The following is a 12840-nucleotide window of genomic DNA, read 5'->3' on the forward strand; positions in this document are numbered from 1 at the left end:
ATTATCTACTTGTACAGGAAATGGTGTGACCTATATCGGGGGGGGTGATTAAATTTCGACCAAAAAATCTACCCATATTAACAGTCACATGAGTTTCATTCCTCCACAGTTCTGTTGTCTGAAAAATATTGACATGCAAACTCCTGTAATAAGAAAGACGCCCTAGGGCGTCTTTCTTATTAGTGGGTTTGGAGCCAACAGGTTGGAGGCTATTCCCTCTCCCCGCCTTGCCCCACCACCCAATCAGATCGGGGTGATGGAGGTGATATGGGCCGAGCCATCCAGGGACTGGAAGATCTGCACCACGGCTTCTCCGTGGATCGGGTTGGGCAGCGGCACCGTGGTTTTGCATTTGAAACGGTAGTTGGTGCCGGCGACGACCTGGGTGGAGACTTCAAAGGGGGTGTACTGCACCCCGACAAATCCTTCCAGCGCCTGGTTGAATACGGCCTGATCTTTGGCGCTCAGCTTGTGGTAGGCAGTCCATCCGCCCAACAACACTGCTTGTTCTGACATAACAAACCCTCCGTGATCTCTTGTCCCTACTCGTTTGGCTGTTCGGGTTCCGCCCCGTTTATTCAAGTGGTGTCCGGACTCCACCGGGGGCCATACCAGATATCGGTATGTCTGGTGTCGACAGCACACATGAAGGCGTTGCTGTCGTCACCCTCCCCTGCTGCCACGACCATTGCCTCACAACATCGGTCTCAATTGGCATGGCTGAGCCTAGTGCGAGATCCATAACCCCCCCCTGTCATATCTGACAGAGGCAGGGAGGCGAGAAAGCGGCTAGCGAGGGGAAAAATGAGGCGCAAACGATTGGAAAAAGAAAAGACGCCGCAAGGGCGTCTTTTTTACATTTTTATGCTTGAAGGGTGTAAGGGCGTTAGCCGCTTATTCCCATTCGATGGTTGCGGGCGGCTTGCCGGAGACGTCGTACACCACGCGGGAGATGCCGTTGATCTCGTTGATGATGCGGTTCGACACGTGACCGAGGAAGTCGTACGGCAGATGGGCCCAGTGGGCAGTCATAAAGTCGATGGTCTCGACCGCGCGCAGGGCAATGACCCAGTCATATTTGCGGCCATCGCCCATGACGCCAACGGAGCGCACCGGCAGGAACACGGCGAACGCCTGGCTGACCTGGTTGTAGAGGTCGGCCTTGCGCAGCTCTTCGATAAAGACGGCATCGGCGCGGCGCAGGATATCGCAGTACTCTTTCTTCACTTCGCCAAGGACCCGCACGCCCAGACCCGGGCCCGGGAACGGATGACGGTAGAGCATGTCGTAGGGCAGACCCAGCTCGAGGCCAACACGGCGCACTTCGTCTTTGAACAGCTCGCGCAGCGGCTCGACCAGACCCATCTTCATCTCTTCCGGCAGGCCGCCGACGTTGTGGTGAGACTTGATGACGTGGGCCTTGCCGGTCTTGCTGGCAGCAGATTCGATAACGTCCGGATAGATGGTGCCTTGCGCCAGCCACTTGGCGTTTTTCAGCTTTTTCGCTTCATCATCAAACACTTCAACGAAGACGCGGCCGATGATCTTGCGCTTGGCTTCCGGCTCGTCAACACCGGCCAGGGCAGAGAGGAAGCGCTCTTCCGCTTCAACCTTGATGATGTTCAGACCAAAGTGATCGCCAAACATCTCCATCACCTGCTCGCCTTCATTCAGACGCAGCAGACCGTTGTCAACGAAGACGCAGGTCAGGCGATCGCCGATGGCGCGGTGCACCAGCATGGCGACCACGGAGGAGTCGACACCGCCGGAGAGGCCGAGGATCACTTCATCGTCACCCACCTGCTCGCGGATGCGGGCAACGGCGTCGTCGATGATGGTGGCCGGGGTCCAGAGGCATTCGCAGCCGCAGATGTCTTTGACGAAGTGCTCCAGCATGCGGGCACCCTGACGGGTGTGGGTCACTTCCGGGTGGAACTGCACGCCGTAGAAGCGCTTGGCCTCACACGCCATGGCCGCGTGCGGGCAGGTCGGGGTCTGGGCAATGGTGGTGAAGTCGGCCGGAATGGTGGTGACCTTGTCACCGTGGCTCATCCAGACATCCAGCAGGGCATTGCCGTTGTCAGCGATGGCATCTTCGATATTGCGCAAGAGCGCGCTGCTCTTGCCAGCTTCGCCCAGCACTTCCACCTTGGCGTAACCGAATTCACGCTCGGTAGAGGATTGCACCTTGCCACCCAGCTGCTCGGCCATGGTCTGCATGCCGTAGCAGATACCGAACACAGGGACACCGGCGTTGAACACATACTCGGGGGCGCGCGGGCTGCCCGCCTCGGTCACGGACTCGGGGCCGCCGGAGAGGATGATGCCGCTCGGATTGAATTCGCGGATCTGCTCTTCGGTTACGTCCCAGGCCCACAGTTCGCAGTAGACGCCGATTTCGCGCACACGGCGGGCGATCAGCTGGGTGTACTGGGAACCGAAGTCGAGGATAAGGATACGGTGCTGGTGAATGTCTTTAGTCATTTTATTCCTGCATCAGGCTGATGTTGTCACAAAGGGCACGGGATAAAAAAAGGGTGGAAAAACGGGGCGCAGGGCCCCGTTTTATCAGCCCATCCGATAGTTGGGGGCTTCTTTGGTAATGGTCACATCGTGGACGTGGGACTCTTTCATCCCGGCGCCGGAGATGCGCACGAACTCTGCCTTGGTGCGCATGTCGTCGATGGTGGCGCTGCCGGTCAGGCCCATGGAGGAGCGCAGGCCGCCCATCTGCTGATGGATGATCTCTTTGAGACGACCCTTGTACGGCACGCGACCTTCGATGCCTTCCGGCACCAGCTTGTCGGCGGCGTTGTCGGTCTGGAAGTAGCGGTCGCTGGAGCCTTTGGACATGGCGCCCAGGGAACCCATACCACGGTAGGATTTGAAGGAGCGACCCTGATAGAGCTCGATCTCGCCCGGCGCTTCTTCAGTACCGGCGAACATGGAACCTACCATGACGCAGCTGGCGCCCGCGGCAATGGCCTTGGCGATGTCGCCGGAGAAGCGGATACCGCCGTCGGCAATCACCGGAATACCGGTGCCTTCCAGCGCGTCAACAGCGTCGGAGATGGCGGTGATCTGGGGCACACCCACGCCGGTCACGATACGGGTAGTACAGATGGAGCCCGGGCCGATACCGACCTTGACCGCATTGACACCGGCAGCAGCCAGCGCCTTGGCGCCCGCAGCGGTCGCCACGTTGCCACCGATGATCTGCAGATCCGGATAGGCGTCGCGAGTGGCCTTGATGCGATCCAGCACGCCCTGGGAGTGGCCGTGGGAGGAGTCGATCAGCAGCACGTCAACACCGGCTTCCACCAGCGCAGCGACGCGCTCTTCGTTGCCGGCACCGGCACCAACCGCAGCACCGACCCGCAGACGACCCTTGTCATCTTTACAGGCGTGGGGCTTGCGCTCGGCTTTCTGGAAATCTTTAACGGTGATCATGCCCTTGAGTTTGAAGTCGGCGTTCACCACCAGCACTTTTTCGATACGGTGCTTTTGCATCAGGGCAACCACCTCTTCACGAGGGGCCCCTTCACGTACGGTGACCAGACGATCTTTCTGGGTCATGATCTGTTCAACGGTCTGGGAGAGGTCAATCACGAAGCGCACGTCACGGCCGGTGATGATACCGACCAGCTGATTACCGTCAGTCACCACGGGGTAACCGGCGAAGCCGTTCTTGTGGCTCAGCTCCTTGATTTGGGCGATGGTCATGTCAGGGCGCACGGTGACGGGGTCAGTGACCACGCCGCTCTCGTACTTCTTGACCTTGCGCACTTCGGCAGCCTGCTGCTCGATGGACATGTTCTTGTGGATAAAGCCGATACCGCCTTCCTGGGCCAGTGCGATAGCCAGACGGGCTTCGGTCACTGTGTCCATGGCAGCGGAGATCATCGGGATGTTCAAGCTGATGGCGGAGGTCAGCTTGGTACGCAGATCGGCAGTATTGGGAAGAACTTCGGAGTGGGCGGGAACCAACAGTACATCGTCGAAGGTTAACGCTTCTTTGGCAATCCTGAGCATGGCAATATCTCACCGTTGAGGAAGTGGGGGTGTAAAATATTGCCGACGAAGTTTACTCACGCATTGGTCACTGGTAAAGAAGTTTTTTGAATTTTTTATGGCATAGCCCTCTTTTAGGCGGCCAAAACGCCAAAAAACCAAGATTATCAGTACGAAAAGCGCCATTTCGGGGCAAAAGAGTTGGCTAAGTGGTATTTTATGCACCCTGCCCGTTTGCCAGATGCCCCTCTCAGAGCGGTCAGAATGGCTCCCCTCGCCTTACCTATCCCACCAAAAAGAGCGTCAAATCGCTTGTTTTTTGAGCGTTTTTTTTCTTGTTCGAATCGCGCCTCGCATGGCACATATTTCCTATTCGGGTACGGTTTTGCCACCGCAGCAGCACCTAAAAACAACAACTATTTTCGCCATTGTCATACCTATGAGACAACATACAGGCCATTTGTTGCACAGGTGAAAAATTAGTGGTGCAAAACATCATGAGCTCCGTATGATTACTCACATATGCCGTGGTTACGAACCCACCGCACCAATAGCTGAAGCTTGTTTTCATAAGGGGTTACCTCAGCGCCATAATCTAGCAACAAATCAACATTTTAATTTTTTTAAAACCCCAACACGGAGTTGAAATGTCTCGTAAGAAATCAATCATAAATCTGTTTGTCGCAGCATCATTCATTATCTCACCCTATTTATCTCATGCCGCCAGTTTTGATTGTAAGAAAGCAAAAACATCAAATGAAAAGTTGATATGTATGACGCCTGAGCTGAGTAAATTAGATGAAGAACTTGCCAAAACATATCTACTCTCACTCAAAAATAGCGCAGATAATGATATTATAAAAAAATCACAACGAGCTTGGCTGAAACAGATTAAGAAAGAGTGCTCATCTGCTGACTGTCTCATAAAAAATTATCGGATCAGACTGGAAACACTGAAAAATTGGGAAAAGAGCATCCCTGCCGATACAACAATGATTGGTACGCATTATCTCTCGCATTCAGTACCAATAATAAGTAACTCGACAAAGGAAGGATATTACTTGATTGATGCTAAAAATTACATATCAATTGAAGCGAGAGACAATATAACCATATCTTTCTCCATATTAACATTTAATACAAACGGGCATATTTGTGATATTAATGGCATAGCCAAACTTGTTGGAAATGAATACCAATATATACCCTCATCGGATACAGATGAACTAGATAAAGCATGTTCGTTACGCATAGTTAATCGGGCTGGCAGTATCTTGATACTCGACCCTGATATGAAATGCCGGGAATATTCCTGCGGTATGAGAGCCGGCCTTGATGGCACCGTTTTTCCTAAAAATTTGTCGATGACAACAGGCTGTGACCGTGGATACTGAATGTCTTCATGCGTGGCAAGTTATATATGGCCTGAATACCCGTAACGCATCACTTCCAGATAGAGGCTCGGCACCTGCCCCGCACTGGGGTAAGATAGTGTCCATCGTTTTATCCCGGCCCCGCCGGGGCAGACCACAGGTACGCCATTGAACCGATTTACCCCATCCAGTGCGGCGAACGGCCGCGAGCAGCAGGTCTTTACCGTCACCCGCCTCAACAGCGCCGTGCGCATGATCCTGGAGCAGGATCTGGGGCTGGTGTGGCTGACCGGCGAGCTCTCCAATCTGGCGATGCCAAGCTCCGGTCACTGGTACTTCTCCCTCAAGGACATGTCGGCGCAGGTACGCTGCGCCATGTTCAAGGGCAACAACCGGCGGGTGGCCTTCCGCCCGCAGGATGGCATGCAGGTGCTGGTGCAGGCGCGGGTCTCCCTCTATGAGCCGCGCGGCGACTACCAGCTGATCATCGAGTCGATGCAGCCGGCGGGCGACGGCGTATTGGCGCTGCGTTTTGAAGAGCTCAAGCGCCGCCTCGGCGCCGAGGGGCTGTTTGACGAAAGCCGCAAGCGGCCGCTGCCCCGTGAACCGCGGGCGGTGGGCCTTATCACCTCCGCCACCGGCGCCGCCCTGCACGATATGCTGACGGTGCTTAAACGGCGCGCGCCGGATCTGCCGGTCTTTATCTACCCGACTCAGGTACAGGGGAGCGCCGCCATCAGCCAGATCGTCGCGGCGATCGCCAAAGCGAACCAGCGTGCCGAGGTGGATGTGCTTATCGTCGGGCGCGGCGGCGGCTCGCTCGAAGATCTCTGGTGCTTCAACGAAGAGGCGGTGGCGCGTGCCATTGCCCACTCAGCCATACCGGTGGTGAGCGCAGTGGGCCACGAGGTGGATGTCACCATCAGCGACTTTGCCGCCGACTTGCGCGCCCCTACCCCGTCGGCCGCCGCCGAGCTGGTGGCGCCGGATCAGAGCGCCCGCGCCCAGCGTCTCGTTCACCTCAAGCAGCGACTGCTGCAGGCGATGAACCGCCAGCAGACCGCTGCCCGCCACGATTTCATCCTGCTGCAAAAGCGGCTCGATCATCAGGATCCGAAACGGCGACTGGAGCAGCAGTCCCAGCGCCTCGACGAGCTCTCCACCCGTTTGCAGCAGCTATTGCGCCAGCGCCTGCATCAGGGTGAGCGGCGCCTCGCCAACCTTGAGCTGCGCCTGCAGGGCAAGAGCCCGGAGCGCCTCTTGGCAGCTGGCAAGCGCCGCCACCAGCTGGCCGAGGAGCGGCTCTATGCCCTGATTGCCAAGCGGCAAGACCTTGCCAGTCACCGCCTCGCCATGCTCACCACCCGTCTCGACGGGGTGAGCCCGCTCGCTACTCTGGGGCGCGGCTACTCCATCACCCGCACTGCGCGTGGCGAAGTCATCAGCCGCGCCGATCAGGTCAACAGTGGCGACCAGCTCATCACCACCCTGGCGCAAGGGAGCCTGCAGGTGCGGGTCGAGGAAGTTATCAAAGACTCAGCGCAGTAGATCAGCAGCATCAAACCACCAGCCAATCTGCTATTTAGCCCGGCATCGACCCGTTAATCGGTCAAACAAAAAGGCCACCACCGCAAACTCGGTGGTGGCCTTTTTTATCTCGGGTGCTGCCGCCCGCTCACCCCTTGGCGCGGCGAGCGACCAGGGTGAACTTGTAATCATCGCTCTTGAAGAAGTTGCGACTGAACTCGAACACGGTGCCATCTTGCAAGAAGCCGCGGGAGACCTTCTCGATAATGGGCTTGGCGGGATCGATACCGAGCGCCTCCACCACCTGCGCCGAGGGGAGCACCGGAATGATCTCCTGCTCGCTGCGGTCAATCACCAGCTGCTTCACCTCTTCGATGTAGTGGTACTTGGAGCCCTGCATCACCGCATAGCTGAGATCGGGGAAGAGGGCGAGCGGCATCCAGGTCTCCTCCAGCGTCACCGCGATCTGGCGAATAAAGCGTACCCGCTTGACGTAATAGACCAGCGCCCCCTCCACCAGATTGAGCCGCTCGGCCAACTCACTGCTCGCCTTGATCACCTCGAAGGCGAGAATGTCGCTGTGGGTCTCGGCCGCCGGATCGGTCACCTTCTCATAGAGGCTGGTGAGCTGATAGATGTCGTAGTTCACCTTCTCCTGCCGCACATAGCTGCCGCTGCCCTGAATGCTCTCGATGACGTTGAGTTCGGTCAGCTGCTTGAGGGCCTGACGCACCGTTACCCGGCTCACCCCGAACTGCTCGCGCAGCTCGGCTTCGGTGGGCAGGGCATCGCCGGGGGCCAGCTCCCCTTGCGCAATCCACTGCTGGATGGTGTCGGCTATCTGGCGATACATAGGTTTTTTCGACACGAAAGGCCACCTCGTCGGCTCTGCGCCATGATAAATGGAAGAGGCGTCATTCTACCCCAGTTACCCGGCAGACAAAACGGCTCAGCCTCCTTTGACCTAACAAATCACCTCGACCAAACAATACAAAAACAATACAAATAATGAATTGTATGATACCACTCACAAAAATCAGTCGGCCGGTTTGTTAGCATCGCAGTCACTTTCACCATGACGGCTTGCTGGCAAGCCAACCTGACAGAGGATCATCATGAATCTGACCAGTCTTACCGGCCCCCATCTCATCACGCTGCAAACCCGGTTTGCCGATCGGGATGCGGCCATTCATGCCCTGGCTGATCGGCTCGATCAGGCCGGCAAGCTGCACGACAAGGCCGCCTTTCTGGCTGCGGTCATGGCCCGCGAGGCGCAGGGCCCCACCGCCCTTGGCGAAGGGCTGGCGGTACCCCACGGCAAGTGCGATGCGGTGCGTGAAGCAGCCTTTGCCGTCGCGACCCTGAGCGAGGAGCTGGGCTGGGAGGGGATCGACGGCCCCGAGCCGGTCAACCTGATCTTCATGCTGGCGATCCCAACCGATCAGGCGGGCTCCACCCACATGCAACTGCTCACCACCCTCACCACCGCCCTGGTGGATGACGATACCCGCGAGGCAGTGCTGGCGGCCCAGAGTGCCGAGCAGCTGATGGCGCTGCTCGATGGTGAAGGGGATAGCGGCAAGCAACCAGCAAAAGAAGACAACTTAGATACAAATAAACCCACTGTGGTCTGTGTCACCGCCTGTCCGGCGGGGATCGCCCATACCTATATGGCCGCCGAGTATCTGGAAAAAGCGGGGCGCAAGCTGGGCATTCGGGTACTGGTCGAAAAGCAGGGTGCCAACGGCATTGAGGATCGCCTGCCGCAAGAGGCGCTCGATGCTGCGGTGGCCTGCATCTTCGCCGCCGAGGTGGCCATCAAGGAGCAGGAGCGTTTCGCCGGTATCCCCCGGATCGAGACGCCGGTGGCCGAGCCCATCCGCCATGCCGAGCGGATCCTGAATGACGCGCTGGAAGCGGCCAAGGCCGGTCGCACCGCCCCGACGCCCAACACCAGCCAGAGCGACGCGCAGACCGGCAAGAAGGTGAGCCTCAAGACCGAGCTCAAGCAGGCGCTGCTGAGCGGCATCTCCTTTGCCGTGCCGCTCATCGTGGCAGGCGGTACCGTGCTCGCCGTCTCTGTGCTGCTGGCCCAGATCTTCGGCCTGCAGCATCTGTTTGATACCGAGAACTCCTGGCTCTGGATGTACCGCAAGCTGGGCGGTGGCATGCTGGGCACTCTGATGGTGCCGGTGCTGGCGGCCTATACCGCCTATTCGCTGGCGGACAAACCGGCGCTGGGCCCAGGCTTTGCAGCGGGACTGGCCGCCAACATGATTAGCTCCGGTTTTCTCGGCGGCGTGGTCGGTGGCCTTATCGCCGGTTACCTGATGCGCTGGGTCAAGCAGCATGTGCGCCTTAGCCCCAACTTCAACGGCTTTCTCACCTTTTACCTCTATCCGGTGATCGGCACCCTGGTGGCGGGCAGCCTGATGCTGTTTGTCATCGGTCAGCCAGTGGCCTGGCTCAACAACAGCCTCACCGAGTGGCTCAACGGCCTCTCCGGCACCAATGCGCTGGTGCTGGGCGCCCTGCTCGGCTTTATGTGCTCGTTTGACCTAGGTGGCCCGGTCAACAAGGCGGCCTACGCCTTCTGCCTCGGCGCCATGGCCAACGGGGTCTACGGCCCTTACGCCATCTTCGGCGCGGTCAAGATGGTCTCGGCCTTTACCGTCACCTTCTCCACCCTGCTGGCACCGCGCCTGTTCCAGACCTTCGAGATCGAGACCGGCAAATCCACCTGGCTGCTGGGGCTGGCTGGGATCACCGAGGGCGCCATTCCGATGGCCATCGAAGATCCGATCCGGGTGATCGGCTCCTTCCTCGCAGGCTCGGTGGTCACCGGCGCCATGGTGGGTGCCATGGGGATTGGTCTCTCCACCCCGGGGGCTGGCATCTTCTCCCTCTTCCTGCTCCACGATGGCGGCCACGGCGCCCTGATGGCTGCCGCCGTCTGGCTCGGAGCGGCGCTGGTGGGCACCCTTATCTCCACTGTGGTGCTGATCGGCTGGCGCCGTCACGCCATGCAGCGCGGCACCTATCAGGTGGTCGCTGCAGAGTAAGGCGCATCTTCACCACCGCTTTTTCAACAGACTATTTTTCCGCACGGCAGGCAAGGGCCGCCGTGCGTCAGCAAAGGATCATTGTCATGACAGTTTCACGAGTTCACATCACGCCACACATGCACTGGGATCGGGAGTGGTACTTCACCACCGAGGAGTCCCGCATCCTGCTGGTCAACAACATGGCGGAGATCCTGGCGCGGCTTGAGTCCGACCCCGACTACAAGTTCTATGTGCTGGACGGCCAGACCGCGGTGCTGGAGGATTACTTCGCCATCCAGCCCGAGAACAAGGCCCGGGTGAAGGCGCTGGTGGAAGCGGGCAAACTCATTATTGGCCCCTGGTACACCCAGACCGACACCATGCAGGTGAGCGGCGAGTCCATCCTGCGCAACCTGCTCTACGGGATGCGCGACTGCCTTAGCCTTGGCGAGCCGATGAAGATCGGTTACCTGCCCGACTCGTTCGGTATGTCCTCCCAGCTACCCCACATCTTCAACGGCTTCGGGATTGACCGGGCCATGTTCTGGCGCGGCTGCTCCGAGCGTCACGGCACCGACAAGACCGAGTTCCTCTGGCAGAGCAACGATGGCAGCGAGGTGACCGCCCAGGTCCTGCCGCTCGGCTACGCCATCGGCAAGTACCTGCCGGAAGATGAAGCGGGCCTGCGCAAGCGGCTCGAATCCTACTTCGAGGTGCTGGAGAAGGCCTCGGTAACCAAGGATATCCTGCTGCCCAACGGCCACGACCAGATGCCACTGCAACAGAACATCTTCGCCATCATCGACAAGCTGCGGGAGATCTACCCCCAGCGTGAATTCCACATGAGCCGCTTCGAGCAGGTCTTCGAGCGTATCGAGGCATGCCGCGACCAGCTGGCCCCCCTCAAGGGGGAGTTCAACGACGGCAAATACATGCGGGTACACCGCACCATCTCCTCCACCCGGATGGATATCAAGCTGGCTCACGCCGCCATCGAGAACAAGATCGTCAACATCCTCGAGCCGCTGGCGAGCATCGCCTGGGCGCTCGGCTTCGAGTACCACCACGGGCTTTTGGAGAAGATGTGGAAGGAGATCATGAAGAACCACGCCCATGACAGCATCGGCTGCTGCTGCAGCGACAAGGTGCATCAGGAGGTGATGACCCGCTTCATTCTGGCAGACGACATGGCCGAGAACCTGATCCGCTTCTACATGCGCAAGATTGTCGACAATATGCCGGTGGCGCTCTGCGAAGACGGCGTGCAGGTGGCCGACAAACTCTGCCTGTTCAACCTGATGCCCTTCCCCCGTCAGGAGGTGATCAACACCAGCATCCGCATTCGCGCCCGATCCTTTGCCCTGCGCGATGAAGCGGGCCAGCCGGTCCCCTACTTCATCCGCGCCAAGCGCGAGATTGACCCGGGACTGGTGGACCGACAGATCGTGCACTACGGCAACTACGACCCCTTTATGGAGTACGACATCCAGCTCTGTCATCCCCTGCCCGCCATGGGCTACTGCACTCTGCATATCGAGGGCAACCAGCCGGGACTGGAGCAACCGGTGACGGCCAGCGGCGAGCTGCTGGAGAACGATTTTTATCGGATAGCCCTCAATGACAACGGCACCCTGCAGATCCTGGATAAACTGCGCGGCACCACCTTTGATCAGGTGCTCACTCTCGAAGAGGGCTCCGATGATGGCGACGAGTATGACTACTCGCCATCGCGGGACGAGTGGCTGCGCTACTCCACCGAGTTTGCGGTGACCCGCGAGGTCACCCATCAGGCGTGGCAGAGCATCGCCACTCTCAAACTGCGTATGGCCTTGCCGGCCAACCTCGCCGAGCGGGCCAGCCGCCAGTGCAACGGTCACCTCGATGTCACCTGCCGTATCACGCTGGCGCACCAGAGCCCGCGTATCGATATCGAGCTGGAGCTCGACAATCAGGCCGATGATCATCGGGTGCGAGTGCTGATCCCCACCCCCTTCCCGAGCGACACCGTGGTCTCCGACAACCAGTTTGGCTGCATCACCCGCCCCACCCGCGACAGCGCCATGGCGAACTGGGAAGCGGAGGGGTGGAAAGAGGCCCCCATTCCGGTCTGGCAGCTGATGAACTTCGTCGCCCTGCAAGATGGCAAGCAGGGGCTGGCGGTGCTGAGTGACGGTCTGCGCGAGTTTGAAGTGATCGGTGAGCAGTGCGACACCCTGGCACTCACCCTGCTGCGCGGGGTCGGCGTACTCGGTAAAGAGGAGCTGCTGCTGCGCCCGGGTCGCCCCTCCGGCATCAAGCTGCCCACCCCGGACTCCCAGGTGCGTGGCAAGCTCAGCTGCCGTTTCAGCCTGCTGGCGTTTGCCGGTGATCACATCAGCGCCAACGTGATGCAGGCGGCGCGCAGCTACCTCACCCCGGTGCGCTGCTACAACAAGATCCCGTTCGATGCCATGAAGCTCAACAAAGCGAGCTTCACCACCCCGCTCCACTTCAGTCTGCTCGCCATGGATCCCTCCGGTCCGGTGCTGAGCGCCCTGAAAAAAGCCGAGGATGAAGAGGCGCTGGTGATCAGGGTCTACAACCCGAGCGAACAGGCGGTGCTGGAGGGAGGCAAGGTGACCAGCCAGCACACCTTGAGCGACTGGCAAGCGGTGCGGATGGATGAACAACCCCTGCCTCTTGAACTGGCCGCTGGCGAGTTTGGCGATCTGGCGCCCTGCCACTCCCGCAGCGTGCGCTTTCGGGTGGCTCACGGCTAACCGCCGGTAACACCCACAGGTAGCAACAGGCGGGGAAGAGTCATCCCCTCCCCGCCTGTTTATCCCTTCAGCTGGCCTGCCCCGCTTGATAAAGGCATAAAAAATCCCCGCCGATTGGCGGGGATT

General features: G+C 59.0%; 8 protein-coding genes. 4 read left to right on the forward strand and 4 right to left on the reverse strand.

Annotation, left to right across the window (positions count from 1 at the left end):
- Positions 1-243 precede the first annotated feature (243 nt).
- From G5154_RS02635 to guaB, 3 genes are all read right to left on the reverse strand, one after another.
- The gene (locus G5154_RS02635) at positions 244-516 is read right to left on the reverse strand and encodes a hypothetical protein (protein WP_010633780.1); all 273 of its coding nucleotides are present in this window, start codon (positions 514-516) and stop codon (positions 244-246) included.
- Positions 517-894: 378 nt separating this feature from the next.
- Positions 895-2484 (reverse strand): glutamine-hydrolyzing GMP synthase, encoded by a 1590-nt coding sequence (gene guaA, locus G5154_RS02640; protein ID WP_019445882.1) that lies wholly within the window; start codon positions 2482-2484, stop codon positions 895-897.
- A gap of 84 nt (positions 2485-2568) precedes the next feature.
- On the reverse strand, positions 2569-4032 hold the full coding sequence (guaB, locus tag G5154_RS02645) for an IMP dehydrogenase (protein ID WP_005360033.1): 1464 nt from the start codon (positions 4030-4032) through the stop codon (positions 2569-2571).
- Positions 4033-4658: 626 nt separating this feature from the next.
- On the opposite strand from guaB, the gene G5154_RS02650 reads away from it, so the two are divergent.
- Together G5154_RS02650 and xseA are read left to right on the forward strand one after the other, a co-directional pair.
- Entirely contained in the window at positions 4659-5405 is a 747-nt protein-coding gene (locus G5154_RS02650; RefSeq protein WP_337072103.1) for a lysozyme inhibitor LprI family protein, read from the forward strand.
- A 147-nt stretch (positions 5406-5552) separates the two neighbouring features.
- The gene (gene xseA / locus G5154_RS02655) at positions 5553-6932 is read left to right on the forward strand and encodes an exodeoxyribonuclease VII large subunit (RefSeq protein WP_337072102.1); all 1380 of its coding nucleotides are present in this window, start codon (positions 5553-5555) and stop codon (positions 6930-6932) included.
- 127 nt (positions 6933-7059) lie between these two features.
- Here xseA and G5154_RS02660 read toward each other — a convergent pair whose 3' ends face one another.
- On the reverse strand, positions 7060-7779 hold the full coding sequence (locus G5154_RS02660; protein WP_043851054.1) for a GntR family transcriptional regulator: 720 nt from the start codon (positions 7777-7779) through the stop codon (positions 7060-7062).
- Positions 7780-8026: 247 nt separating this feature from the next.
- Between G5154_RS02660 and mngA the strand changes: the two genes are divergently transcribed.
- Together mngA and mngB are read left to right on the forward strand one after the other, a co-directional pair.
- Positions 8027-9973 (forward strand): PTS 2-O-a-mannosyl-D-glycerate transporter subunit IIABC, encoded by a 1947-nt coding sequence (mngA, locus tag G5154_RS02665; RefSeq protein WP_337072101.1) that lies wholly within the window; start codon positions 8027-8029, stop codon positions 9971-9973.
- Between the two features lie 86 nt (positions 9974-10059).
- Complete coding sequence (gene mngB, locus G5154_RS02670; RefSeq protein WP_421250274.1) at positions 10060-12714, forward strand: mannosylglycerate hydrolase; 2655 nt, start codon at positions 10060-10062, stop codon at positions 12712-12714.
- Positions 12715-12840: the final 126 nt, after the last annotated feature.

Origin of the sequence: Aeromonas sp. 600527 (assembly GCF_049175415.1) — a bacterium.
In the GTDB taxonomy this organism is placed as follows: Bacteria; Pseudomonadota; Gammaproteobacteria; order Enterobacterales; family Aeromonadaceae; genus Aeromonas; species Aeromonas veronii_A.

Bases quoted from the DNA above. Each gene is read 5' to 3' on its own strand.
- G5154_RS02635 (WP_010633780.1), bottom strand. From the start codon at position 516: ATGTCAGAACAAGCAGTGTTGTTGGGCGGATGGACTGCCTACCACAAG.
- guaA (WP_019445882.1), bottom strand. From the start codon at position 2,484: ATGACTAAAGACATTCACCAGCACCGTATCCTTATCCTCGACTTCGGT.
- guaB (WP_005360033.1), bottom strand. From the start codon at position 4,032: ATGCTCAGGATTGCCAAAGAAGCGTTAACCTTCGACGATGTACTGTTG.
- G5154_RS02650 (WP_337072103.1), top strand. From the start codon at position 4,659: ATGTCTCGTAAGAAATCAATCATAAATCTGTTTGTCGCAGCATCATTC.
- mngA (WP_337072101.1), top strand. From the start codon at position 8,027: ATGAATCTGACCAGTCTTACCGGCCCCCATCTCATCACGCTGCAAACC.
- mngB (WP_421250274.1), top strand. From the start codon at position 10,060: ATGACAGTTTCACGAGTTCACATCACGCCACACATGCACTGGGATCGG.